This is a genomic window from Cryobacterium sp. TMT4-10 (genome assembly GCF_004403275.1).
GTDB lineage: Bacteria > Actinomycetota > Actinomycetes > Actinomycetales > Microbacteriaceae > Cryobacterium > Cryobacterium shii.
The window spans coordinates 89,816-114,289 of sequence record NZ_SOGU01000027.1 but is presented as its reverse complement, the minus strand read 5'-3'; the positions used below and the strand labels follow the sequence as shown (position 1 = coordinate 114,289).

At 69.1% G+C, this 24,474-nt stretch carries 22 protein-coding genes; 9 read left to right on the top strand and 13 right to left on the bottom strand.

The window, feature by feature from the left end:
- The 3 genes from E3T42_RS03915 to nusA all read right to left on the bottom strand — a co-directional run.
- A partial coding sequence (locus tag E3T42_RS03915; protein WP_174776676.1) for a translation initiation factor IF-2 N-terminal domain-containing protein occupies positions 1–845 on the bottom strand: 845 nt, incomplete at its 3' end.
- 76 nt (positions 846–921) lie between these two features.
- Positions 922–1,179 carry a YlxR family protein gene (locus E3T42_RS03910; RefSeq protein WP_134365421.1) on the bottom strand — a complete coding sequence of 86 codons (258 nt, stop codon included), beginning with the start codon at positions 1,177–1,179 and terminating at the stop codon, positions 922–924.
- A gap of 8 nt (positions 1,180–1,187) precedes the next feature.
- Entirely contained in the window at positions 1,188–2,198 is a 1,011-nt protein-coding gene (gene nusA, locus E3T42_RS03905; protein WP_134365420.1) for a transcription termination factor NusA, read from the bottom strand.
- 157 nt (positions 2,199–2,355) lie between these two features.
- Between nusA and E3T42_RS03900 the strand changes: the two genes are divergently transcribed.
- The gene (locus E3T42_RS03900; protein ID WP_134402476.1) at positions 2,356–3,183 is read left to right on the top strand and encodes a DUF1206 domain-containing protein; all 828 of its coding nucleotides are present in this window, start codon (positions 2,356–2,358) and stop codon (positions 3,181–3,183) included.
- Positions 3,184–3,354: 171 nt separating this feature from the next.
- Here E3T42_RS03900 and E3T42_RS03895 read toward each other — a convergent pair whose 3' ends face one another.
- The gene (locus E3T42_RS03895) at positions 3,355–5,106 is read right to left on the bottom strand and encodes a proline--tRNA ligase (RefSeq protein ID WP_134402481.1); all 1,752 of its coding nucleotides are present in this window, start codon (positions 5,104–5,106) and stop codon (positions 3,355–3,357) included.
- A 296-nt stretch (positions 5,107–5,402) separates the two neighbouring features.
- The gene (gene ispG, locus E3T42_RS03890) at positions 5,403–6,563 is read right to left on the bottom strand and encodes a flavodoxin-dependent (E)-4-hydroxy-3-methylbut-2-enyl-diphosphate synthase (protein ID WP_174235675.1); all 1,161 of its coding nucleotides are present in this window, start codon (positions 6,561–6,563) and stop codon (positions 5,403–5,405) included.
- A gap of 203 nt (positions 6,564–6,766) precedes the next feature.
- On the opposite strand from ispG, the gene E3T42_RS03885 reads away from it, so the two are divergent.
- Positions 6,767–7,951 (top strand): acetyl-CoA C-acetyltransferase, encoded by a 1,185-nt coding sequence (locus tag E3T42_RS03885; protein ID WP_134365418.1) that lies wholly within the window; start codon positions 6,767–6,769, stop codon positions 7,949–7,951.
- Between the two features lie 459 nt (positions 7,952–8,410).
- On the opposite strand, the gene E3T42_RS03880 is transcribed toward E3T42_RS03885, so the two are convergent.
- The 3 genes from E3T42_RS03880 to E3T42_RS03870 all read right to left on the bottom strand — a co-directional run bounded on the left by E3T42_RS03880 (position 8,411) and on the right by E3T42_RS03870 (position 11,957).
- Positions 8,411–9,070 (bottom strand): response regulator transcription factor, encoded by a 660-nt coding sequence (locus tag E3T42_RS03880; RefSeq protein ID WP_134365417.1) that lies wholly within the window; start codon positions 9,068–9,070, stop codon positions 8,411–8,413.
- Positions 9,067–10,320 (bottom strand): sensor histidine kinase, encoded by a 1,254-nt coding sequence (locus E3T42_RS03875; protein ID WP_134402475.1) that lies wholly within the window; start codon positions 10,318–10,320, stop codon positions 9,067–9,069. Before E3T42_RS03875 ends, E3T42_RS03880 begins: the two co-directional genes overlap by 4 nt.
- 257 nt (positions 10,321–10,577) lie before the next feature.
- Positions 10,578–11,957, bottom strand: coding sequence for an RIP metalloprotease (locus E3T42_RS03870; protein ID WP_198415950.1), 1,380 nt, complete (start codon positions 11,955–11,957; stop codon positions 10,578–10,580).
- An 87-nt stretch (positions 11,958–12,044) separates the two neighbouring features.
- Between E3T42_RS03870 and E3T42_RS03865 the strand changes: the two genes are divergently transcribed.
- From E3T42_RS03865 to E3T42_RS03855, 3 genes are read left to right on the top strand one after another with little or no spacing between them, the layout of a single operon-like run.
- Complete coding sequence (locus tag E3T42_RS03865; protein WP_370261662.1) at positions 12,045–13,445, top strand: serine/threonine-protein kinase; 1,401 nt, start codon at positions 12,045–12,047, stop codon at positions 13,443–13,445.
- Entirely contained in the window at positions 13,442–13,870 is a 429-nt protein-coding gene (locus E3T42_RS03860; RefSeq protein WP_134365414.1) for a hypothetical protein, read from the top strand. The genes E3T42_RS03865 and E3T42_RS03860 overlap by 4 nt, the downstream gene beginning before the upstream one ends.
- A 26-nt stretch (positions 13,871–13,896) precedes the next feature.
- A complete protein-coding gene (locus E3T42_RS03855) occupies positions 13,897–14,826 on the top strand; it encodes an NAD-dependent epimerase/dehydratase family protein (RefSeq protein ID WP_134402474.1) in 930 nt (309 codons plus the stop codon).
- 54 nt (positions 14,827–14,880) lie between these two features.
- Here the strand turns inward: E3T42_RS03855 and E3T42_RS03850 are convergent, their stop codons facing one another.
- A complete protein-coding gene (locus tag E3T42_RS03850) occupies positions 14,881–15,963 on the bottom strand; it encodes a 1-deoxy-D-xylulose-5-phosphate reductoisomerase (protein ID WP_134365412.1) in 1,083 nt (360 codons plus the stop codon).
- A gap of 111 nt (positions 15,964–16,074) precedes the next feature.
- Here E3T42_RS03850 and E3T42_RS03845 point away from each other — a divergent pair, with 111 nt between their 5' ends.
- Both E3T42_RS03845 and E3T42_RS03840 read left to right on the top strand, forming a co-directional pair.
- A complete protein-coding gene (locus tag E3T42_RS03845; protein ID WP_134365411.1) occupies positions 16,075–16,881 on the top strand; it encodes a 1-acyl-sn-glycerol-3-phosphate acyltransferase in 807 nt (268 codons plus the stop codon).
- 83 nt (positions 16,882–16,964) lie between these two features.
- Entirely contained in the window at positions 16,965–18,302 is a 1,338-nt protein-coding gene (locus E3T42_RS03840) for an aminotransferase class III-fold pyridoxal phosphate-dependent enzyme (protein WP_134365410.1), read from the top strand.
- Positions 18,303–18,481: 179 nt separating this feature from the next.
- On the opposite strand, the gene E3T42_RS03835 is transcribed toward E3T42_RS03840, so the two are convergent.
- Positions 18,482–18,955, bottom strand: a complete 474-nt coding sequence (locus E3T42_RS03835) for an OsmC family protein (RefSeq protein WP_370261659.1) — start codon at positions 18,953–18,955, stop codon at positions 18,482–18,484.
- Between the two features lie 107 nt (positions 18,956–19,062).
- On the opposite strand from E3T42_RS03835, the gene gabT reads away from it, so the two are divergent.
- Positions 19,063–20,445: a 4-aminobutyrate--2-oxoglutarate transaminase gene (gene gabT, locus E3T42_RS03830; protein WP_134365408.1), complete on the top strand. Its 1,383-nt coding sequence runs from the start codon at positions 19,063–19,065 to the stop codon at positions 20,443–20,445.
- A 12-nt stretch (positions 20,446–20,457) separates the two neighbouring features.
- On the top strand, positions 20,458–21,483 hold the full coding sequence (locus E3T42_RS03825; RefSeq protein WP_134365407.1) for an asparaginase: 1,026 nt from the start codon (positions 20,458–20,460) through the stop codon (positions 21,481–21,483).
- Positions 21,484–21,558: 75 nt separating this feature from the next.
- On the opposite strand, the gene E3T42_RS03820 is transcribed toward E3T42_RS03825, so the two are convergent.
- Genes E3T42_RS03820 through E3T42_RS03810 form a run of 3 tightly spaced genes read right to left on the bottom strand, consistent with a single transcriptional unit; the run spans position 21,559 to position 24,473 of the window.
- A complete protein-coding gene (locus E3T42_RS03820) occupies positions 21,559–22,365 on the bottom strand; it encodes an ABC transporter permease (RefSeq protein WP_174235674.1) in 807 nt (268 codons plus the stop codon).
- Positions 22,362–23,273, bottom strand: coding sequence for an ABC transporter permease (locus E3T42_RS03815; protein WP_134365406.1), 912 nt, complete (start codon positions 23,271–23,273; stop codon positions 22,362–22,364). The genes E3T42_RS03820 and E3T42_RS03815 overlap by 4 nt, the downstream gene beginning before the upstream one ends.
- Positions 23,274–24,473, bottom strand: coding sequence for an ABC transporter ATP-binding protein (locus E3T42_RS03810; protein WP_134365405.1), 1,200 nt, complete (start codon positions 24,471–24,473; stop codon positions 23,274–23,276). It abuts the gene before it with no gap.
- Between the last annotated feature and the right edge of the window lies 1 nt (position 24,474).

The following is a 24,474-nucleotide window of genomic DNA, read 5'->3' as shown; positions in this document are numbered from 1 at the left end:
GCGCCACCGGGGCGCTGGAAGCCGGGGCGTGCGCCGCCGGCGCCGCCCGGAGCGCCACCGGGACGCTGGAAGGCACCCGGGCGCTGACCGAAACCGGTCGGGCGCGGAGCCTGGCCGGGTCCGCCCGGACGCGGCGCGCCGGGGCGCGGAGCAGCGGGGCGGGGAATGTTGCTGGGGGAAGACGTGGACGGCGGGCGCTGGCCCATGCCCTGTGCACTGGCGAACGGGTTGTTGCCCGGACGCGGGCTGGGGGTCTTGCCCATGCCCTGGTTGCTGGCGAACGGGTTGTTGCCCGGACGCGCAGCCGGCGGCTTCGGAACGGAGCCACCGGGCTTGGCAGCGGATGCCACCGCGCCCTCGGTCTTGGCGGCCGGAACATCCGTCGCGGCGGCCGGCTCGGCGGCTGCGGCAGCGGCCTTCTCGGCGGCGGCGGACTTCTCAGCCGCTGCGGCCTTCTCGGCTGCCTGCGCCTGACGCTCGGCAACGGTCAGCGGGGCCGTCGGCATCGGCGGGGCGTCCGCGGCGGGGACCGCTGCGGGAACCTCGGCGACAGGACGTGCGCCCGGCTTGACGGCGAGCTTGGCCGGTGACGGACGGGCGGCACCCGGCTTGGCCGGTGCTGCTGCCGCGGCGGGGGTCGCCCCGGCGGGAACTGCCGCAGACGTGCTCGATGCCGCACCGGACTCGGCCTGGAGGGCGGCGCGCAGACGGCGCGCTACCGGGGGTTCAACACTACTGGACGGTCCCTTGACGAACTCGCCCATTTCCTTCAATTTGGCAAGGGCTACCTTGCTGTCGACTCCGAGCTCGCTGGCGATCTCGTGTACGCGTGGTTTTGCAGCCACAATTCTCCTGTTCCGGGCCTGCACCCGGAAAGGGGCAGACCGTTAGTAACGGACGGGTCTCATTTCGAGCCGCTCATTAGTTATCCATAAGCCTGTTCAGCCTGTTCTCTAGTTGTTTCGCGTCCAAAGAACTGGTCACGCGAAGGGCACGCCCGAAAGCGTGTCGCCGCTGTGCATCCTGGAAGCACGCGGTAGTGGGATGCAGCCACGCGCCTCGCCCAGACAGAGTGGCGGTTTCATCCACCACGAGTTCCGATTCTCGGGCTACAACCCTCAATAATGAGGACTGCGGAGCGCGCGAACGGCATCCAATGCACGTTCTAACGGGTTCCATCGTACCCCCTATTCGGCATCCTCCAGAATGCTGTCCGGCTGGATGTCGATTTTGGCACCCGTAAGCTTCGCCGCGAGGCGCGCATTCTGGCCTTCCTTGCCGATCGCCAGCGACAGCTGGTAGTCGGGCACGAGGGCGCGGACGGCCTTGATGGACTCATCGATCACATAGGCGCTGGTCACCTTCGCGGGCGACAGCGCGCTGGCCACGAAAGTGGCGAGGTCGGGCGAGTAGTCGACGATGTCGATCTTCTCGTTGTTGAGCTCCACGGTGACGGCTCGCACGCGCTGGCCGAGTTCGCCGATGCAGGCGCCCTTGGCGTTGACGCCGGGCTCGGTGGCGCGAACGGCCATCTTGGTGCGGTGGCCTGCTTCGCGGGCCAGCGACACGATCTCGACGACGCCGCTGGCGATCTCCGGGACCTCGAGGGCGAACAGGCGCCGCACCAGGGACGGGTGTGTGCGCGACACGGTGATCTGCGGGCCCTTCAGACCCTTGCCGACGGCCGTGACGTAGACGCGGATGCGCTGCCCGTGCACGTAGCTCTCGCTCGGCACCTGCTCCTCGGGCGGCAGGATCGCTTCGATCGTGCCCAGGTCGACGTGGATCATGCGCGGGTTCGGTCCCTGCTGGATGATCCCGGCGACGATCTCGCCCTCACGGCCCTTGAACTCGCCGAGCACGGCGTCGTCGGCCAGATCGCGCAGACGCTGGTTGATGACCTGCTTGGCCGCGAAGGCCGCGATGCGGCCGAAGTCGGTGGGGTTGTCGACGGCTTCGCCGACGACGTTGCCCTCTTCATCGTTTTCGGGCACAAAAATGTCGACGTGGCCGGTCTTGCGGTCGAGTACGACGCGCGCTTCCGGCTCTTCCTCGACGGCCTGCTTCGGAGCGTCACCCTGGTGGGTGTGCTTCTGATAGGCCGTCAGAATTGCTTGCTCAATAATCTGCACGAGTTCCTCGAAGGGAATCTCTTTCTCGCGCTCCATCTGCCGCAACACGCTGAGGTCGATGTCCATGGCCGGCCTCCTCTATTCAGATCTTGCCGCCGCGAAACTGCGCAGCGGGCTCTCCTATACGGTACCCGACTCCTCGGGTCCCCGTCACCCGGACCGGGGACGCCAGGCACGGAAACTGACCCTGCCCCGGCAATAGACTCGACGCTACGCTGGCCGGATGACACCCGAATCCGTTTCTGACAATGCCCAGGATGCAGCCCGAACCGTCGAAGGCAGCCGAACGTTCCAGCTGCTGGCCCGCGCCGGCTACGCGGTGAACGGCCTGCTGCACGTGATGATCGGCTCGATCGCGATCAGCGTGGCGACCGGCGCGGGCGCGGGCGGCGGTTCGGCAGACCAGTCGGGCGCGCTCGGTCAGCTCGCACGCACCCCGGGCGGCGTGTTCCTGCTGTGGACGGTGGTGATCGGCCTGGCCGCGCTCGGTCTCTGGTATCTGGTTCAGGCCTTCGTCGAACCCGCGCGCGACCCCAAGCGCAAGTGGGCCAAACGCGCCGTCCTGATCGGCAAGGGCGCCGTCTTCCTCCTGATCGCGGCCACGGCGCTCACGTTCGCGCGCGGCGCCACGGCGAGTTCGTCCGAAACCGCCCGGGATTCCACGGCGACCCTGCTCGGGCTCCCGGGCGGGGTCATCCTGCTGTTCATCGGCGGTCTGGTCGTGCTCGGCATCGGGGCCGTCTTCGTCGTGCGCGGCGCCAGCCACAAGTTCACCGAGAGCATCACGGTGCCCCGCGGGGCGGCCGGCACGGCGGTGGTGGCACTCGGCACCGTGGGCTACAGCGCTGAGGGCATCGCGCTCGGCACCGTCGGCGTCCTCTTCGCGGTCGCGGCGTTCACGCACAACCCCGACAAGGCCACCGGCATGGACGGCGCGCTGAAGGCACTCGTCGCCCTGCCGTTCGGGGTCGCGATCCTGGTGGTGGTCGGCGCGGGCCTGATCGCCTACGGCTTGTACTGCTTCGCCCGGTCCCGGCTCGCCCGCCTCTGACGCACATCGAACGACAACGCACCTCGAACGACGGACATCACCGTCCGGGAAAGAGGCCGGCCGTGAACCAATTCGACGGAGATTCACCGCTAATTGCGGTTTTCCAGGGCGTTTTAGGCCAATGCGGCCAAAATCTCCGTCGAATTCGTTAGCGTGAGAGGCTGCAGCGCCTCAGCTGAAGCTGGCGGTGACGTCGTCGACGGCCACCTGGGTGCGGTCCCCCGTGCGGCGGTCCCAGAGTTCGACGATGCCGTCGGCTGCCCCGCGGCCGACGATGACGATCTGCGGGATGCCGATCAGCTCGGCGTCGCCGAACTTGACCCCGGGCGACACCTTGCGGCGATCGTCGTAGAGAACCTCACGGCCGGTGGCCTCGATCGCAGCGACGACGGTCTGCGAGGTCTCGAAGACGACCTCGTCCCGGCCGGTGGCGATCACGTGAACGTCGAAGGGCGCCACGGTCGCGGGCCAGATCAGGCCCTTGGGATCGTTGTTCAGCTCGGCGATGGTCGCGAGAATGCGGGTGACGCCGATGCCGTAGGAGCCCATCGTGACCGTGACCAGCTTGCCGTTCTCGTCCAGAACCTTGAGTCCGAGCGCCTCCGCGTACTTGCGGCCGAGCTGGAAGACGTGCCCGATCTCCATGCCGCGGGCGAGTTCCACCGGGCCGGAGCCGTCGGGTGCGGGGTCTCCGGCGCGCACCTCTGCGGCCTCGATCGTGCCGTCGACGGCGAAGTCCCGTCCGGCGACGAGCCCGAAGACGTGGCGCCCGGCCTCGTTGGCGCCGGTGATCCACTCGGTGCCCTCGACGACGCGGGGGTCGACCACGAAACGGATACCGGTGGCCGACTTCTCGCCGAGCACCGCCCCGTTCGCGGACCAGGGTCCGATGTAGCCCTTGACCAGCCCGGGGAACTTGGCGAAGTCGGTTTCGTTCGCGGCCTCCACCTCGGCGGGGGCGACGGCGACCTCGACGCGCTTGAGGTCCACCTCACGGTCTCCGGGGAGACCGATCACGAGGAGCTCACGGCAGCCGTCGGGCTGAATCAGCGCGAGGACGACGTTCTTGAGGGTGTCCGCGCCGGTCCAGGCGCGGCCGTCGGGACGGGGGTGATCATCATTGGCGCGGTCGACCAGGGTCTGGATGGTGGGGGTGTCCGGGGTGTCGAACACCTCGGCGGCCGGGAAGCCGGCCCAGTCGATGGCGGGCGGAACGACCGTCTTGAACGCCTCGATGTTGGCCGCGTAGCCGCCGGCGGAACGCACGAAGGTGTCCTCGCCGACCGGCGTCGGGTGCAGGAATTCCTCGCTCTTGGAGCCTCCCATCGCGCCGGCGTCCGCCTGCACGATGACGTACTCAAGGCCCAGCCGGGTGAAGATGCGCTCGTAGGCGTCGCGCTGGGCCTGGTAGCTGGCGTCGAGGCCGGCATCCGTGTAGTCGAAGGAATAGGCATCCTTCATGGTGAATTCGCGCCCGCGCAGCAGACCGCCGCGGGACCGGGCCTCGTCGCGGTACTTGTCCTGGATCTGGAAGATCGACAGGGGCAGGTCCTTGTAGGAGCTGTACAGGTCTTTCACGAGCAGGGTGAAGACCTCTTCGTGGGTGGGCGCGAGGAGCATGTCGCTGCCCTTGCGATCCTGGAGCCGGAACAGGCCGTCGCCGTACTCGTCCCAGCGGCCCGTGATCTCGTAGGGCTCGCGCGGCAGCAGAGCCGGGAAATGCACCTCGAAGGCGCCGGCGGCGGCCATCTCCTCGCGCACGATCGTCTCGATCTTCGCCTTGACGCGCAGGCCGATCGGCAGCCATGCGAAGATTCCCGGGGCCTGACGGCGGATGTAACCGGCACGCACGAGCAGGCGGTGGCTGGCGACCTCGGCATCCGACGGGTCTTCGCGGAGGGTACGGAGGAAGTAGTTGGACATACGAATAGGCACGCACCTACTTTACGGCGCGCTGGCCGGCCCGACCGACGGGCGGCGGGCGGGCTGGCTGACTGGCCGGCATCGGGCCGGCGGGCGGATCCAAACATCGAGGGCGACGGATGCCCGTGGTGGACCCGGTGACGACTGAGCCAGCGTCCCTGCAGCAGTTCCGTCCCGAACGAATTCGACGGAGATTCTGCCGAAATCGGCCCTGAACCCTGCGAAACAGCAGTTTTACCGCAAAATCTCCGTCGAATTGGTTCGCCGCCGGCACGGTGCTGCGCTGATGAGCTCGGCTAGTTGGCGCCGACCGTCACGACCGGAGCGCCGAGGGAGTCCTCGCTCGGCGGCATCTCGGCGGCCATCCGATTGGCCTCCTCGATCAGGGTCGCCACGATCTCGGACTCCGGCACGGTCTTGATGACCTCGCCGCGCACGAAGATCTGGCCCTTGCCGTTGCCGGACGCGACACCGAGGTCGGCGTCCCGAGCCTCGCCCGGTCCGTTCACGACACAGCCCATCACCGCGACGCGCAGGGGCACGGTCATGCCCTCCAGACCATCGGTGACGTCGTTGGCAAGCTTGTACACGTCGACCTGGGCGCGGCCGCAGCTCGGGCAGGACACGATCTCAAGCTTGCGCTCACGCAGGTTCAGTGACTGCAGGATCTGCAGGCCCACCTTGATCTCCTCGGCCGGAGGCGCGCTCAGCGACACCCGGATGGTGTCTCCGATGCCCTCTCCGAGCAGGATCCCGAACGCCGTGGCGCTCTTGATGGTGCCCTGGAACGACGGTCCGGCCTCGGTGACGCCGAGGTGCAGGGGCCAGTCGCCGCGTTCCGCGAGCAGTCGGTAGGCCTTGACCATGATCACCGGGTCGTTGTGCTTGACGGAGATCTTGAAGTCGTGGAAGTCGTGCTCCTCGAACAGGCTCGCTTCCCAGACCGCGCTCTCGACGAGAGCCTCCGGGGTGGCCTTGCCGTACTTCTGCAGCAGGCTCGGCTCGAGCGAGCCCGCGTTGACGCCGATCCGGAGGGAAACGCCGGCGGCTTTGGCCGCGGCGGCGATCTTGCCCACCTGGTCGTCGAACTTGCGGATGTTGCCGGGGTTGACCCGCACGGCGGCGCAGCCGGCGTCGATCGCCGCGAACACGTAGCTCGGCTGGAAATGAATGTCGGCGATCACCGGGATCTGGCTCTTCTTGGCGATGATCGGCAGGGCCTCGGCATCGTCCCGGCTCGGCACCGCGACGCGCACGATGTCGCATCCTGATGCCGTCAATTCGGCGATCTGCTGGAGGGTGCCGTTGATGTCGGTCGTCGGCGTCGTCGTCATCGACTGCACGCTGACGCGGGCGTCACCGCCGACGAGCACCTTGCCGACCTTGATCTGACGCGACTTGCGACGCGGAGCGAGTACTTCAGGTACTTTGGGCATTCCCAGGTTGATTGCAGCCACGGCAACATTCTAGATGAGCCGGCTGGTTCTTTCCGGGGCTGAGGATTTCTCCCCTCTGACCAGCGTCGTCCGTGCCCGCGCCATGTCCCGGCCGGGTCCCGCCTCTCGCCCGAACGTCGGCGATACTGTCAGGAGAGACGACGAACACCAGGCCGGCGGCAAGCCGGAACACGATCAGAGAACACGAAGACAAAGGAGTCATCATGAGCGACATCGAAGTGGTCATCCTCGCGGGCTCGCGCACGCCCCAGGGCCGCGTCAACGGCCAGCTGTCCGCCCTGACCGCCGTGCAGCTGGGGACCGCCGCCATCGTCGGAGCCCTCGCGCGCGCCGGCGTGGCCGCCGACGAGGTCGACGCCGTACTGATGGGCCAGGTGCTCCAGGCTGGCTGCGGCCAGAACCCGGCCAGGCAGAGTTCCATCGGTGCCGGCATCCCCTGGAACGTGCCGGCGATGACGGTGAACAAGGTCTGCCTCTCCGGGCTGGCGGCGATCATCGACGCGGCCCGGCTCATCCGTCTGAACGAAGCGGATGTCGTCGTGGCCGGCGGGCAGGAATCCATGTCTCGGGCCCCGCACCTGCTGCCCGGCTCGCGCCAGGGCTGGCCGTTCGGCAGCGTCACCGTGCTGGACCACGCCGCGCACGACGGGCTCACGGATGCCTTCGACGGTTTGTCGATGGGGCTCTCCACCGAACACGTCAACACCACCCTCGGCATCGGGCGCGCCGACCAGGACGCCATCGCGGCCGCCTCACACCAACGCGCAGCCGCGGCCGCCGAGGCCGGCCTGCTCGACGGCGAGATCACGCCGATCAGCGTTCCGCAGCGCAAGGGTGAGCCGCTTCTGGTCTCCACCGACGAGGGCGTGCGGGGCAACAGCACTCCGGAGTCGCTGGGGCGCCTGCGCCCGGCCTTCGCCGCGGACGGCACCGTCACCGCCGGCAACTCGTCGCCGCTCAGTGACGGGGCGAGCGCCGTGGTGCTGAGCAGCCGCCGCTGGGCTGAGGACCACGGGCTGAGCTGGCTGGCCGTCGTGGAGGCATCCGGTCAGGTCGCCGGGCCGGACAACTCGCTGCACTCGCAGCCCGCGAATGCGATCATGCACGCACTCGACCGGCAGGGCTGGGCGGCCGGGGACCTCGACCTGGTCGAGATCAACGAGGCATTCGCCGCGGTGGCGCTCGAGTCCACCCGGGAGCTCGGTATCTCAGCCGACCGCGTCAACATCCACGGCGGCGCCATCGCGATCGGCCACCCGATCGGGGCGTCCGGGGGCCGGCTGGCCCTGCACGCGGCACTCGAACTCGCCCGTCGCGGCAGCGGCAAGGCGGCCGTCGCGCTCTGTGGCGGCGGCGGCCAGGGCGACGCGCTGCTGCTGTCCCGCTAGCGCCCCTTCTGCCGGTCGGCGGGCCTGCGCGTCCAGGGTCTTCTCGGCGCTGCTGGTGTCGCCGGCGACCGGCCAGCCAGGACGGGCGCCGTAGCCGGAACCGGCGGGGCTGGCCATTCCCCGGCGCCAGCGACGTCCGAACAGGGCGAACAGGAGCCCCAGCAGGAGGAGCCCGAACAGCGGAAGCAGGACAAGCAACCAGATCATCCCGCCGCTGTGGCCGGGACCCCCGCCGTAGCCGGGCTGGGCGGCAAGCGCGGTGAGCACTGCAGTGGAGAGCATGAGGAGTCCATTCTGTGGCGATTCGGTTCTGTGGCGATTCGGTGGCGGTCCGCCGGGAGTCCGACGAGACCGATACCCCAGTGTCGCCGTGGCCGGGCTGACGCGAATCCGCCGGGCGGAGGCACTTCGCGTCCACCCGGGGGTGTGCGCATCCGTTGACCGGCCCGCCGGAACCGCCTACTGACCCGAGCCCACCAGCCCCGCCTCGTACGCGATGATCACGAGCTGCACCCGGTCGCGGGCCGCGAGTTTGCTCATGATGCGCGACACGTGCGTCTTCGCGGTGAGCGGGCTGAGGAAGAGCCGCGGCCCGATCTCGGTGTTGGTCAGGCCGCGGCCGACCAGCCCGAGCACCTCTCGTTCGCGACCGGTCAGCCTCGCGAGCAGCGTCTCGTCGTGCGGGTCGCGGAGGTCCGGCCCCAGGCGTTCCAGCAGCCGGCGGGTCACGCCGGGCGAGAGCAGCGCGTCCCCGGCCGCGGCGACACGCACAGCGCGGATCAGCTCGGTCGGCTCGGTGTCCTTGACCAGGAAGCCGCTGGCCCCGGCGCGGATGGCCTGGGCCACGTACTCGTCCAGCTCGAAGGTGGTGACGATCACGATGTGCGTGGCGGCGAGAGCAGGGTTCTCGGTGATGCGTTCGGTGGCCCACAGGCCGTCACCGCCGGGCATCCGGATGTCCATCAGCACCACGTCGGGCCGGTGCCGGGTGACCTGCTCGACCGCCTCGGGACCGGTCGCCGCCTCGGCCACCACCTCGAGGTCGGGTTCGGACTCGAGCAGGGCCCGGAATCCCGCCCGGATCAACTGCTGGTCGTCGGCGATGACGACCCGGATCACCGGGTCCTCCCCAGCGGCAGGCGCGCCTCGACCTCGAACCCATCGCCCGAGGGCGAGACCCGCAGGGTGCCGCCGAGCAGTTCGGCGCGCTCGCGCATTCCGAGCAGGCCGCCGCCGGGGGTGATCGGGGCGTCGGCCTGCCCGAGGCCGTCGCCATCCGTCACCGTCAGCACGGCGTCGCCGCCGTCCACGGCCAGGCGCACGGCCGCGGAGCGCGTCGGCGCGTGCCGCAACACATTTGTGAGCGCCTCCTGGCAGATCCGGTACAGGGCCAGCTGGGTGGCCGCGCCGGCCGCCTCGGCGACGGGGCCGAGCTCGCCGGCCAGCTCCACGCGCATCCCCTGGTTGCGGAAGGACTCGATCAGCGCGGGCAACCGGTCGAGGTCCGGTTCGGGAGCAAGGGGCGCGGAGTTCTCCTCCGAGACGTCGGACCGAATGATGCCGAGCACCGTGCGCACCTCGTCGAGGGCGTTCTTGCTCGTGGCCTTGATGCTGGCCAGCGACTCGGCGGCCCGGTCCGGCTGGCTGTCGAGCAGGTGCAGGGCGACCCCGGCCTGCACGTTGATCTGGGAGAGCGAGTGCGCGAGCACGTCGTGCAGTTCCCGGGCGATCCGAACCCGCTCGCGCTGCTCGGCCGTTTGCCGCCGCGCGACCGCGGTGCGGCGCAGGGTGCTGATCCGGTCGCGGCGGGAGCGCAGCCACTCACCCAATCCCATCAGCGCGGCCAGCACGAGCGTCGTGAACGCGATCCGGGCCGGCTGCAGCGGGAAATCGAGAATCCCGGCGAGCCCGATGGTGGCCACCCAGACGGCGGCGACCGAGGAGTACACCCAGACCCGGGCGCCGCGAAGGATGCCGAGCACGACCGCGAAGGCCAGCGCCACGTAGGGCAGCCCGATGTCAGGACGCACCAACACCAGCGCTCCTCCGGCCGCGGCGGCGACGGCCGCGACCGGGCCGGGAAAACGGCGGGCGCCGATCAGGGCCAGTGGGCCGATCAGCGCGAGGCCCACGGCAAGGAACCAGTCGTCCGGGAGGTGGGGCTCCGCGCCGGGGAAACGCCGCCCGGGGTGTCCGGGCTCTGACGCCGACCCGCGGAGAGCGAGGATGGCGACCGTGGGCACCTGCACCAGGAAGGAGATGACGACAGGGATCCACACCCTGCCGATGATCGGAACCCGGGTTTCGTCGCCGCCGGCGCGACCCCGATCGTCGTCGTACCACGGAGCGTCGGAATCCCAGTGCTGCATCTTCCGATCGTAGTTCCGGAGCGCCCCTGCTTCGTCCGCCGACGGGCCCGGCCGGCGTACTCCGCCGGGAGTAGGCCGCTATAGCGTCCGGGGCCCTGCGGCCCGCTGCTCGCACCCTGCTCTCTGCGCCCCCGCGCCCCTAACCAATTCGACGGAGATGTTGCCCGAAACGGCCCGAAAACGCCGAAATACCGCTTTTAGGGCAAAATCTTCGTCGAATTGGTTCACCGCACCTCGGAGCGAGCGGGTCAGGCGGGTCAGCCGAAGAGGTTGATGGGCTTGACGATGTCGGCGTAGATGAGGAGCAGGCTCATGCCGCCGAGCACGATCACGACCGCGAACGTCAGCGGCATCAGCCGGGCAGTGTCGACGGGGCCCGGGTCGGGGCGCTTGAACAGCCGGGCGACCCAGCGACGCAGGCCCTCCCAGAGCGCGCCGGCCACGTGCCCACCGTCCAGCGGCATCAGCGGGATCAGGTTGAACACGAACAGGGCCACGTTGAGGGAGGCCAGAAGACCCAGCAGGCTGGCGATCTTGCTGGCCACCGGGATCGTGTCGATGCTGGCGATCTCGCCGGCGACGCGGCCGACGCCGACCACGCTGATCGGGCCGTTGGGGTCGCGCTCCCCCGGTCCGAAGGCGGCGTTTGCGATATCGACCATGCGCTGGGGCAGGTTGGCGATCATGTGCACGACGGCGCCGATGTTGTCGCCCACCGCCGGCAGCACGGCGGTCGCCGGCTGCTGCACGAGTTCGCCGGCGGGGCCGATCCCGACGAAGCCGACCTCCTGGGTGACCGCCTTGCCGGCGGAATCCTTCTCGACCTTGCCGGCGGCATCCGTCACGTACCGCTCGGTGAGTTTCGGGGTGATGGTGAGGTTCAGCGGGGAACCGTCTCGCTCGACGATGACGGTGAGGGGGGTGCCGGGCGACTCACGGATGATCGCGGTCGACTGGTCCCAGCTCGTGATGGCGGCGCCGTCGATGCTGACGAGCCGGTCGCCGGGCTGGAGGCCGGCCGCGGCGCCGGGGGCCTTCTCGTCGGTCGGTTCGCAGGCCTGGCGGGTGCTCGTGGCCGGCAGCACGCACTGGGACACGCTGCCGACGGTGGTGCTCGCCTGCGCCGTGCCGAAGCCCATGAGCAGGATCGCGAACAGCACGACCGCGATCAGCAGGTTCATCGTGGGGCCGCCGAGCATGATGATGACGCGTTTGAAGACGGGCAGGCGGTAGAACGCGCGGTGGTCCTCGCCCTCGCCGATGGTATCGGCGCTGGACTGGCGGGCATCGTCGACCATGGTCGACAGGGCGCTCTGCTTCTTCTCGGGCGCGCCCTCCTGGACCAGCTGTTTGAAGAAGCCGGTGCTGGATGCCTGCACCTTGCCGCCCTTTTTGGCCGGCGGGAACATGCCGATCATCGCTATGTACCCGCCGAGCGGCACGGCTTTCACCCCGTATTCGGTCTCGCCCTTGCGGCGGGACCAGAGCGTGGGACCGAAGCCGATCATGTATTGGGTGACCTTGACCCCGAAGGCTTTGGCCGGGAGCAGGTGGCCGATCTCGTGCAGGCCGATGGACAGGGCAAGGCCGATCACGACGACGACGACGCCCAATATGTACAGCAGCACGGTTTCCACAGTCGTAGATTACCCACACCATCCTGCGAGGGCGCTGGCCGTTCCCCCTGAGAGGTGTGGTTTGCTTGACCCAACGGATCCCTCTCACTGCGCGGATCCACCGGGAGGTCCCCTCTGTCCACGCAACACACCGTCGGTCCCATTGGCGTCAGCCTGGCCGACCGCTTTCGCATCGACGCCCTCCTCGGCACCGGGGGGATGGCGGCCGTCTACCGCGCCACCGACCTGTACTTGGGACGCACCGTGGCCGTGAAGCTGTTCCGGCTGGACGCGGCCGACGACGCCGGTCCCGAACGCCAGAGCGGCGAGGTCACCGTGCTCGCGAGCCTCAACCACTTCGCGCTGGTGACCCTCTTCGATGCCGGCACGGCCGTGATCGACGGCGTCTCACGCACGTTCATCGTGATGGAACTCGTCGACGGCACCGATCTGCGCAGCCGGATCGCCTCCGGGCCCCTGCACCCGGACGAGGTCGCCGCGATGGGCGCCGACCTGGCCGAGGCGCTGCACTACGTGCATGCGCGCGGAATCATCCACCGTGACATCAAACCGGCGAACGTGCTGCTGGCGCCCTCGGGGTTCCCCGGCCGGGCCATGCACGCCAAACTCGCCGACTTCGGCATCGCCCGCCTCTTCGACGCGACCCGGCTCACGGCGACCGGGTCGCTGCTGGGTACCGCCGGCTACCTCAGCCCCGAGCAGGCGCTCGGAACGACGATCGGGCCGCCCAGCGACGTCTACTCGCTGGGCCTCGTGCTGCTCGAATGCCTGACCGGTGAGCGCGCCTTCACCGGAACCGCGATCGAATCGGCGATGGCCCGGCTGCAGCGCCAGCCCGAAATCCCGGCCGAGCTGGGCCTGGCCTGGGCCGAGGTCCTGGGCGGAATGACGAGCCGGGAGCCCGCCGACCGGCTGAGCTCGGAGGACGCGGCCGTGCAGTTGCGCCGCCTGGCCACCGCAGAGGCCCAGACGGATGCGACGGCCCTCACCGAGGTCATGGGGGCCAACGGAATCACGGCCGCCACGGAAATTCTGCCGACGCCGGAGACGCTCGACCCCACCATGGTCCTCGCGGCCGAAGGCGCCAACGACCCCACCGAGCTCCTCGGCGCCACGGAACGCCTCGAGAGCACGGAACGCCTCGAGAGCACGGAACGCCTCGATCCGACCAGGGTGTTCGCGGCCGAGGCTCCCGACCCGACTCTGGTCTTCGCCGCCACGAAGGTCATGCCGGCCCCGGGCCGGGATGAGCCCACCGAGTTCCTCACCGCAGCGCACCCCCGCGGTGACGCACCCTCCCCCGCCCTGCCCCGCAGCAGGCGCAGACTGGTGATCGGGGTCGTCGTGGCAGCCGCGGCCATCCTGCTCGCCGTCGTGGTCTTCTCCCCCCGTGCGGCCGAACCCAGCGCGCCACCGGCCAGCTACCCGGCCGTCGACGGGCCACTCGGCACCCACCTCCAGCAGCTCCAGGAAAGCCTGACGCCATGACGCACGGCCCCCGCTTGACCCTCGCCCTGGCCACGGTGTTCCTGGTCGCCGCCACCCTGACCGGATGCTCGAACACGCCCCCGGCGCTGGACCCGGCAATCGCCGGAAAGCTGCAGTCCGGCGTGCAGGAAGTGAGCACCGACGCCGCAGCCGGTGACTTCGAAGGCGCCAAATCCGCACTCGTCGCGGTGCAGGCCGACCTGCTGACCGCAGCCGCGGCCGGCCAGGTCACCGCCGAGCGTTCGGCGCAGGTGCAATCCGCCCTCAACGTCGTCTCGGCCGACCTCGATGCGGCGATCATCGCCAGCAAGCCGGAGCCGACCGTGGCTCCCGCGCCGGCCGCCACCGCCGACCCCGGACAGGACACGGGGAAGGACAACGGGAAAGACACGTGTAAGAAGAAGGACGACAACTGCGACGACTAGCGTCGGCGGCGAATCCAGGAGGTCCCATGCCCCAGCAGCTCGTAGTCGGCGCCGGTATGATCGGCCGCCCGCTCGCCGAACGGCTTGCCGCGCGCGGGGACCAGGTCTCCATCGCCACCCGGTCGGGGGCAGCGGCCGCCGGAGCCGAGTCGGTCGTGCTCAATGCCGGTGATCCCACGGCCTTCAGCCGGGCCGCCGCGGGGGCCTCGACCATCTTCCTCTGCACCAATCCCCGCTACACCGACTGGCCCAGCCAGTGGCCGCCGGTGATAGATGCGGCGATCAAGGCGGCGACGGCGTCCGGGGCTGCCCTGGTCGTGATGGGCAACCTCTACCCGTACGGCCTGCCCGACGGGCCGATGACCGAGCATTCCCCCGAGACCACGACCGAGACGAAGGGTGTGGTGCGCCGTGAGGGCTGGCGGCTCGTACGCGAAGCCCACGAACGAGGCGAGATGAAGGCCGTCGAGGTGCGCGCGAGCGACTACTTCGGCCCGGATGTCGTCGGCACGGCCCATCTCGGAGACCGGTTCTTCACGGCGATCCTGGGCTCGAAAACGGCGAGGGTCGTCGGCCTGCCAGGCCTGGTGCACAGCTGGAGCTACCTGCCGGACATCGTGACCACCCTGGTGGCCGCGTCCGACCATGCGGGCGACTGGGGCCGGCTCTGGCATGTGCCGAGCGCCGCGATCAGCCGCTCCGAGATCGCCGACCAGCTGAACCGCCGCTACGGCAGTCGGGGCCGGGTGCGCGGCTACCCCCAGTTGCTGCTGCGCTCCCTCGGTGCGATGAACCCGATGATGCGCGAGATCTGGGCCTCGAGCTACCAGTTCCTGGTGCCCTATCTGATCGATTCCACCGAGACCGAGCGCGAACTGGGCGTCTCCGCGACCCCGTGGGCGCAGGCACTTCGCACGACCGCGGAGAGCTACCGGCGGCCCGGCGCCGCGACCTGAGCCGCGGCATCCGTCACCGTGTCGCAGTGAGCGTGCCTGCGGCCGGGCTCGCCGTCAGCCGGCGATGAGCGCGTCGGCCGCGGCCCGCGCCCAGACCTCGGCCGCGGCGAGCGACTCGCGGGTGAGCGGGCCGTCCTGCTCGTGCGCCTCGACGACCCGCTGGATGGTGTCGACGATGCCGAGGAAGCCGATGGCGCCCGCATGGAACGCCGCGACCGCCTGCTCGTTGGCCGCGTTGAACACGGCCGGGTAGGTCGATCCCGCACGCCCCACCTGTTTGGCCAGGTCGACCGCCGGGAAGGCCGCGGTGTCGAGGGGTTCGAAGGTCCAGCTGTGCGGGGTGGTCCAGTCGATCGGCACGCCGACCGCAGAGACGCGGTTCGGCCAGAACAAGCCCAGGGAGATGGGCAGGCGCATGTCGGGCGGTGAGGCCTGGGCGATCGTGGACCCGTCGATGAACTCGACCATGGAATGCACCACCGACTGCGGGTGCACGACCACGTCGATGTGCTCGTACCCGACGTCGAAGAGCAGATGCGCCTCGATCACCTCGAGGCCCTTGTTGACGAGCGTCGCGGAGTTCGTGGTGACCACCGGGCCCATGTCCCAGGTGGGGTGGGCGAGTGCCTCCGCCGGGGTGACACCCGCCAGCTGACCCCGGCTGCGACCGCGAAACGGCCCCCCGGATGCCGTCAGCACCAGGCGCCGCACCTCACGGGCAGTGCCGGAGCGCAGTGCCTGGGCGATGGCGGAGTGCTCGGAGTCGACGGGCACGATCTGCCCCGGCGCCGCCAGGGACTTCACCAGGTCTCCGCCGACGATCAACGATTCCTTGTTGGCCAGCGCGAGGGTTCGCCCGGCCCGCAGCGCGGCGAGGGTCGGCCCGAGACCCACCGAACCGGTGATGCCGTTGAGCACGACGTCGGCCTCCACATCGCGCACCAGCTGTTCGGCCTCGTCGGCGCCGAGCGCCGTGTGCTCGACCTCGAACTCGGCCGCCTGCTCGTCGAGCATGGTGCGATTGGTGCCCGCGGACAGCCCGACCACCTCGAACCAGCTGGGATTCCGCTTGATCACGTCGAGGGCCTGGGTTCCGATCGAGCCGGTGGACCCGAGAATAACTACTCGTCTGCGCACCTTTCCATGTTACGTCCGGGAGCCCGGTCCGCCCAGAGCCCCGGGCCCCCGGCCGGGGCGCGCGACGCCGTCCTTTCGTGGCGGGCGGCACCGTGGCGGTAGGGTCGTCGGATGACCGGTGCCAAGGACGAAGCTCACGACGAACCCCAGGACAAGCCTCACGTCGAACCGGTCGCCGATGAACCGGAAGCCACGAAACGGCCCGGATTCGTCTATTTCCTCGGCTACGGCATCATGGCGCCGATCGCCCGGCTGGTCTTCCGTCCCACCATCACCGGGCGCGAGAACATCCCCCGGACCGGTCCCGTCATCCTCGCCAGCAACCACCTGTCCTTCATCGACAGCATCGTGATTCCGCTGTCTGCGCCGCGGCGCGTGCAGTTCCTGGCCAAGTCCACCTATTTCACCGGCACGGGTTTCAAGGGCTGGGTCTGCCGCACCTTCTTCACCTCGATCGGCGCGGTCGGAGTCGAGCGCGGGGCCGGGCAGGCGGCGCAGGATGCCCTGGACGCCGGGCGCAGCATCCTGGAGTCCGACAGCGCCTTCGCGATCTATCCGGAGGGGACCCGGTCTCTCGACGGCCGTCTGTACAAGGGGCGCACGGGGGTGGCCTGGCTGGCTCTCACCACCGGAGCGGTCGTCGTGCCCGTCGGGCTGATCGGCACGCAGGAAATCCAGCCGGTCGGGGCGAGGTTTCCCCGCATCCGCAAGGTCACCGTGGCCTTCGGCGAGCCCCTCGACCTGCGTCGCCACGGCTCCCCCGAGTCCGGCAAGGCCCGGCGCGCCGCGACCGACGAGGTCATGGCCGCCATCCACTCCCTGTCCCATCAGGAACTGGCCGGCAAGTACAACGAATCGCCGCCGTCCGGCACGCTGCAGAAGCTCGCCGACCGCGTCTTCCCGCGCGAACGCGTCTGACTCCGGCTGCCGTCCGGGCCCGTCTCGCCGCTCTCCGGCCGGTCGGAAACACCGCGGAAATGGGCGCGACCTAAGCTGGAGTCATGTCTGCAGAGTATTCGGTACCCCAAAAACGCAAACTCGTGACGGCCCTCCCCGGCCCCAAATCGGTCGAATTGCAGGAACGTCGCCTGCGCTCGGTGTCTCGCGGCGCCGGCACGCTGGTCAATATCTACATGGATCACGGAGCCGGCGCGATCCTCGTTGACGTGGACGGCAACCAGATCATCGACCTCGGTTGCGGCATCGGCGTGACCACCATCGGCCACGCGAACCAGGACGTGGCCGCGGCCGCCGCCGCGCAGGCCGCCAAGCTCACGCACACCCTGTTCACAGTCACTCCCTACGAGAACTACGTAGCGGTCGCCGAGAAGCTCGCCGAGATCACCCCCGGTGACTTCGAGAAGCGCTCCGTCCTGGTGAACACCGGCGCCGAAGCCGTCGAGAACGCCGTGAAGATCGCCCGCAAGTTCACCGGCCGTCGCGCCATCGTGGCGCTCGACCACGCCTTCCACGGCCGCACCAACCTGACCATGGCGATGACCTACCGCCCCTGGCCGGAACGAGCCGGCATGGGACCCTTCCCCGGCGAGATCTACAGCGTGCCGACCAGCTACCCCTACCGGGACGGCCTGACCGGTGAAGAAGCCGCCGAGAAGACCATCGACTACATCAACACCCACATCGGCGCCTCCGAGATCGCAGCCTTCTTCATCGAGCCGATCCAGGGCGACGGCGGCATCGTCATCCCCGCCCCCGGCTACTTCAAGCGGCTGAGCGAATTCTGCACAGAGAACGGCATCGTCTTCGTCTCCGACGAGATCCAGGCCGGCATCGCCCGCACCGGCACCTGGTACGCCATCGAGCACCACGGCGTCGTGCCCGACCTGGTCACAACGGCCAAGGGCATCGCCGGCGGATTCCCGCTGGCCGCGGTCACCGGCCGCGCCGATATCATGGATTCCGTGCAGCCCGGCGGAATCGGCGGCACCTTCGGCGGCAACCCGGTCTCCACCGCGGCGGCCCTCGCGGTCTTCGACCTGATCGAGCGCGATGACCTCCTCGGCGAGGCGCAGCGGGTCGAGAAGGCGCTCTGGGCGCGCATCGGCGACTGGCCCCAGCGGTTCTCCGTCGTCGGCGACGTGCGCGGTAAGGGCGCCATGTTCGGCGTGGAGCTCGTGCACCCCGGCACGACCACGCCGTACCCCGAGGCACTCACCGCCATCATCAAGCACGCCACCACCAACGGTGTAATCGTGCTGGATGCCGGCAGCTGGGACTCCGTGCTGCGCATCATGCCGTCAGTCGTCATCTCCGAGGAACTGATCGACGACGCCGCCACCGTAATCGAGGAGACCCTCGCCGCCCTGTCCGGCCTGTAGTCCCTTCCGGCGCGGCCTCCCCCGGTCGCCTCTCCCGGTCGTGTCACCCCGTCACCCCGTCGCATCCGTTCGCCGAGCCGTGAGTTTCGCCCCATTTTCTTGAAAAAATGGGAGTCAAGCTCACGGCTCGGCGGGTGGTGGCTCGGCGCTTGGTGGGCGGGTGGTGGGCGCGTGGTGGCTTAGTGGGTGACGGCTACCGTGACCGGTTGGTGCGTGACCGGGAAGTTTACGGATGCGCCGATGAAGCACAGGCGCGCCGCCTCGGCGTGCAGGGACTGGGCGAGTTCCAACTGGCCGGGATCGGAAACCGTCACCTGCGGGCGGAGGATCGCCTCGGTGAAGCGGCCGCCGCCATCCGGGGTCTGCACCATCGAGCCGACCGCGTCATCCGTGTAGGCGACAACGGTGACGCCGTACCGGACCGCCACGTGCAGGAACGACAGCAGGTGGCACTCGCTCAGGGCCGCGAGCAGCAGTTCCTCCGGATTCCACCGGTCTGCGTTCCCATGGAAGCTGCGGTCGGCCGATGCGCTGATCGGCTCCTTGCCGGCCGCCTCGATCAGGTGTTCCCGGCCGTAGTCGCGATAGCCGCTGGTGCCGGTGCCCCGGTTGCCGGTCCAGGCGACACTCACGGCGTAGCGATGTGCACCGATCACGGCGCCTCCTTTTGGATTCTGAAGCAGACCTCAAGCCCTGGGAACCGATTCTCGCAGCAAAACGCCGCGCCGGGCGTGGACCGGATCGGTAAACTGGTCACACCATGACTGACACGATGACGCCTTCGACCACCCCGTCCACCCCCGCCGCACCGGTTTACACGGTGACGCAGGAACGCAGGATCGTGACCGCGGTTCCGGGCCCGAAATCGGCCGACCTGCAGAAGCGCCGACTGGCCACCGTGTCCGGCGGCGTCGCCAGCGCCCTGCCCGTCTACATCGCCCAGGCCAACGGCGCGATCCTCGTCGACGTCGACGGCAACCAGTTCATCGACCTCGGCGCCGGCATCGGCGTGACCACGATCGGCCACACCGAGACCAGCGTCGTCGCGGCCGCCGTCGCCCAGACCCAGGACTTTATCCACACCCTCTTCACCATCACGCCCTACGAGGAGTATGTGCGCGTCTGCGAGCTGCTCGCCGAGCACACCCCCGGCGATTTCCCGAAGAAATCGGTGCTGATCAACTCGGGCGCCGAAGCCGTCGAAAACGGCGTCAAGATCGCCCGCAAGTACACCGGCCGCCGCGCCGTGGCCGTACTGGACCACGCCTACCACGGCCGCACCGTGCTGACCATGGCCATGAACTACAAGGCCATGCCCTACGCCACCGGCTACGGCCCCCTCGCCAGCGACGTCTACCACGCCCCCAGCTCCTACCCCTATCACGACGGACTCAGTGGCGCGGATGCCGCGGCGCGCACGATCGCGTACCTGGAGAAGGTCGTTGGCGCCAGCGACCTGGCCTGCCTGGTGGTCGAGCCCATCCAGGGTGAGGGCGGCTTCATGGTTCCGGCCGAGGGCTTCTTCACCGCTCTGCAGACCTGGTGCACGGCCAACGGGGTCGTCATGATCGCCGACGAGATCCAGAGCGGCATGGCCCGCACCGGCAAGTACTACGCCAGCGAGCACTTCGGCTGGACCCCCGACCTCGTACTCACCGCGAAGGGCATCGCCGGCGGAATGCCGCTGGCCGCCGTCACCGGTCGCGCCGAGATCATGGACGGCTCCCAGCCCGGCGGGCTCGGCGGAACCTTCGGCGGAAACCCGGTCTCCTGCGCGGCCGCGATCGCCGTCTTCGAGTCGATCGAACGCAACGACCTCCTGGCCGAGGGCGTGCGGATCGAGAACACGCTGCGCGCCGGTCTCGGGGCGTTGAAGGACAAGTACGACATCATCGGCGACATCCGTGGCCGCGGCGCCATGATCGCCATCGAACTGGTGCAGCCGGGTACCGGCGACACCACCAAGGCGCCGAACGCCGCCGCCGTGTCGTCCATTGCCACCTACGCCGCTCAGCACGGTGTGCTGCTGCTCACCGCCGGAACCTACGGCAACGTGCTGCGCTTCCTGCCCAGCCTCGCCGTGACCGACGCCCTCCTCGCCGATGCCCTCGCGGTCATCGACGACGCGATCGCCGCGCTCTAGGCGTTCGCACCCGTGCACCTCACACACGACTCACTCACCGACGCCCCCGCCCACACCTTCACGGTCGGCGACGCGGTCGAACTGGCGACGATCGAACGCAACGGCTTCATCGAGTCCCGGCACGCCGGGTCGGCGGTCGTCCTGACCAGCGAGGGCGCGGTCCTCCGCGCCCTCGGCGACGTCACGAGCCCGGTTTTCCCGCGCTCGTCGATGAAGCCGTTCCAGGCCATCGCCGTGATGGCCAGCGGGGTCACGCTGCGAGGCGAGGACGCCGCGATCGCGACATCGAGCCACAGCGGCACACAGCGGCACGCGGATCTCGTGCGCGCCCTGCTGTCCCGCGCGGGGATCCCCGAGACGGCGCTAGCCTGCCCGGCCGCCTGGCCGAACGATTCCGCCACGCGCGACGCCCTGGTGCGCCTGGGCGCCGGCAAGGCCCCGGTCTACATGGAGTGCTCTGGCAAGCACGCGGCCATGCTCGTGGCCTGCAAGCAGAACGGCTGGGCCCTGTCCGGCTACCTCGAGCCGGAGCATCCGCTGCAGAAGAGAATCCTCGACGTCGTCGAGCGGTTCACCGGTGAGCGCCCCTCCGCCACCGGCATCGACGGCTGCGGCGCGCCCGTGCACGCCCTGTCGCTGACCGCCCTGGCCCGCGGCATCGCCCGCATCGCAACGTCCAAGTCCAACTCCCCGTTCGCGATCTACCGCGAAGCCGGTTTCCTGGCCGAGGCCGTGCGCCAGCATGGTTGGGTCGTGGCCGGACCCGGTCTGCCGGACACGATCGTGATCGAGCGTCTGGGCCTGTTCATCAAGACCGGCGCCGAAGGGATCATGGTGGCCTCGGCCGCCAACGGCGTCACCGTCGCCCTCAAGATGCTGGACGGCAACCTGAGGGCCGCGACCATCGTCGCCCTGCGCCTGTTGGCGGATGCCGGCGCGATCGCGCACACCGACGTGGAGGCCATCCTGCCGGACCTCGGCCTCACCGTGTACGGCGGAGGCCGGCCGGTCGGCCAGGTCAGCGCCAGCTACATCTAGCCGCCCCCGTGCGCGACCACAGCTGAAACCCGACCGGACCCGGCGTTTTCGTCGGGGCCGGTCGGGTTCGCTGCGTCAGGCCTGCTTGGCCAGCCGCTTCGCCCGCGCCGCCTGGGACACCTGCGTGGTGACCACGATGACCAGGGCGAAAATGAACACCGCGGATGCGATCACGTTCGCCTCGGCCGGGATCCCCCGGGCGGCGGACACGTAGATGTACTTCGGGAAGGTCGTCACGGCGCCGGAGTTGAAGTTCGTGATGATGAAGTCGTCGAAGCTCAGCGCGAAGGACAGCAGTGCGGCGGCCAGGATCCCGGGCAGCAGCAGGGGGAACGTGATTCGCATGAACACCTGCGTCGGCGAGCCGTAGAGATCGCGCCCCGCCTCTTCCAGCGCCGGGTCCAGGCTGGAGACGCGCGCCTTGACGGTCACCACCACGAAGCTGATGCAGAACATGATGTGGGCCAGGATGATCGTGAGCATGTCCTTCGGCACCCCGATCGACAGGAACTGCGCGGCGAGCCCGGCACCGAGCACGACCTCCGGCGTGGCCATCGGCAGGAACAGGAACAGGCTGGTCTGCGACCGGAACTTGAACCGGTACCGCACGATCGCGATCGCGATCATGGTGCCAAGGGCGGTGGCCACGATGGTCGCCACGACGCCGATGATGATGCTGTTCGCGAACGCCTCGCAGACGGCGCCGTTCTGCACGGCGCAGACGTTGAGCCACTTGTCGAAGGTGAACCCGCGCCAGGTGATGTTCGACTTGAGCGAGTCGTTGAACGAGAAGACGAAGGTGTACACGATCGGCACCATCAGGAAGGTCAGCGCCAGAACCGTGTACAGCGGGAGCAGCCATTTGCCCAGTGAGATCTTCACAGCAGTTCCTCCGTGCCCGCGCGCTTCACATAGATGCCCACGACGATCAGGATCACCGACATCAGGATGATCGACAGCGCCGCCGCCGCCGGGAAGTTCTGGAGAACGAGGAAGTTGGCCTCGATCACATTCCCCATCATCTGGGTGTCCGGTCCGCCGAGAAAGTCCCGGCTCGCGTTGATGTAGTCACCGGCCGCCGGGATGAACGTGAGCAGCGTCCCCGCCACGATCCCCGGCATCGACAGCGGGATGGTGATCTTGCGGAACACCTCGAACGGATGCGCGTACAGGTCGCTGCCCGCTTCGAGGTATCGCAGGTCGAGCCGCTCGAGCGTCGTGTACAGCGGCAGGGTCATGAACGGGATGAAGTTGTAGGTGATCCCGAAGATCACGGCGATCGGGGTGCCGGTGAAATGGGCATCCGTGGGCATCAGGGACAGCGCCTTGAGCGAGGTCATGATGAACGACTCGTCGGACAGGATCTGCTTCCAGGCCAGGGTGCGGAGCAGGAAGCTGATGAAGAACGGAGCGATCACCAGCACGAGCATGAGGCTCTGCAGCAGCGGCCATTTCCGGGCCTTCACCCCGATGAAATAGGCCAGCGGGTAGCTGAACAGCAGGGCCAGGACGGTGGCGATCAGCGCATAGCCGAACGAACGCACGATGTGCGGCCAATACGCCTGGACCACGTCGACGTAGTTCTCCCACCTGAAGGCGTAGTCGAACTGGCCGATGTCGCCGAACTCGGTCGGCTTCTGGAAGGACGTCAGCAGCAGCGACACCAGCGGCGCGAGGAAGAACAGGACCAGGTACAGGATGCCCGGAAGCAGCAGGAGCAGGGCGATCGGGCTCCTGCGCCGAGCCGCCGGCTCGGGCGCGGTGGTGGTGGCAAAGGCCGCGAATGCCATCTAGGCCCCCCCGAGCTCCGAGAGGAGGGAATCGCGTTTCTGGGTGGCGATGCTGCGGGTGGAGGTGTCGGCCTCGAAACGGGGTTCGTCCGACGGGTCGTCGTCGAGTCCGAAGCCGTGCTCGATGTTCCAGCTCATCCAGACCTCGTCGCCCTCACCGGCGACCGGGCCGAAGGCCATGTTCTGGGCGAAGACGACGAGGGTGCCGAGGCCGGGCACCTCGACCAGATACTGGGTGCTCACCCCGCTGAACGAGACGTCCACCACCCGGCCGGGGCCCACGATGTTGCGGTTGACGTCGTCCGCGGGTGCCTCGACGTGCAGGCTCAGCTTCTCGGGGCGCACCCCGACGGTCACCTCCCCGGCGTGCCGGTGCGCCCGGGCGGCCGGGACCACGACTCGCTGCCCGGCCACGTCCACGGAGATCGCCTCGCTGGTGCTGCCGACCACCGGGCCGGTGAACAGGTTCGACTGGCCGAGGAAGTTGGCGACGAACGCCGTTCTCGGCAGTTCGTAGAGCTCTTCGGGGGCGCCCATCTGCTCGATCCGGCCCTTGTTCATGACCGCGACGGTGTCGGCCATGGTCATGGCCTCCTCCTGGTCGTGGGTGACGTGCAGGAAGGTGAGACCGACCTCCTCCTGGATGGTCTTCAACTCGAGCTGCATCTGGCGCCGGAGCTTGAGGTCGAGGGCACCGAGCGGCTCGTCGAGCAGCAGCAGGGCCGGCCGGTTGACGATCGCCCGGGCCAGGGCCACCCGCTGCTGCTGCCCACCGGACAGCTGCTGCGGTTTGCGCGACGCCAGGTGGTCCAGCTCCACCAGGCGGAGCGCCTCATGGGCTTTGGCGACCGGGTCGTCGATGCGGCGCCGGCGCAGCCCGAACGCCACGTTCTCCAGCACCGTCATGTGCGGGAAGAGGGCGTAGCTCTGGAACACCGTGTTCACCGGGCGCTGGAACGTCTTCTGGTGCGTGACATCCGTGCCGCCGATCAGGATCCGTCCGGCCGTCGGCTCCTCCAGCCCGGCGACAAGGCGCAGAGTGGTGGTCTTGCCGCAACCCGACGGGCCGAGCAGGGCGAAGAACGACCCCGCGGGAATCTTCAGGTCGAGGTGCTCGATCGCGGTGAAGCCGGGGAAACGCTTCTGGATGCCCACCAGCTCCAGGTCGGCCCCCGCGCTGGCGAACGCGCCGGTTGCCATT